The organism is Streptomyces actuosus, from assembly GCF_016921115.1.
GTDB lineage: Bacteria > Actinomycetota > Actinomycetes > Streptomycetales > Streptomycetaceae > Streptomyces > Streptomyces actuosus_A.
This window is the reverse complement of sequence record NZ_JAFFZS010000191.1, coordinates 1-462: the sequence shown is the minus strand read 5'-3', so window position 1 is coordinate 462 and position 462 is coordinate 1. Positions and strand designations below refer to the sequence as shown.

At 57.4% G+C, this 462-nt stretch carries 1 protein-coding gene; it reads left to right on the top strand.

Annotation, left to right across the window (positions count from 1 at the left end):
* The coding region (locus JS756_RS39070) for a magnesium-dependent phosphatase-1 (protein ID WP_205387479.1) at positions 1–420 on the top strand (420 nt) is incomplete at its 5' end.
* Between the last annotated feature and the right edge of the window lie 42 nt (positions 421–462).

Below are 462 nucleotides of genomic sequence, written 5' to 3'. Positions count from 1 at the left end.
GTTTATGCCTGCAAAAACCGCTCCATCCCACTAGCCCTCGCCTCGCGCACCTTCGCCCCCGACCTCGCCCGCGACATGCTCAAAGCCCTGCACATCATCCCGACCTTCTCGGACAACCCAGCCGCCAGCAAGGCACGCTCCGTGCGCGCGCTCGAGTACTTCGACTACGTGCAGATTTTCCCCAGTACCAAGACGCAGCACTTTGCGAAGATTCACCAGGCGAGCGGCATTGCGTACGAGGATATGTTGTTCTTCGACGATGAGGCGCGCAATCGCAATGTTGAGACGGAGTTGGGGGTTACGTTTTGTTTGGTCAGGGATGGGATGACTAGGGAGGAGGTTGATCGGGGGGTTTGGGCTTGGAGGAAGAGAAATGGGGTTAAGTCGGGGGTGCAGAGGAGGGAGACGGCTGATGTTTAGCTGGATTGGTATATGTGTGTTGGTGTGGGCGTGCTTCTTGTA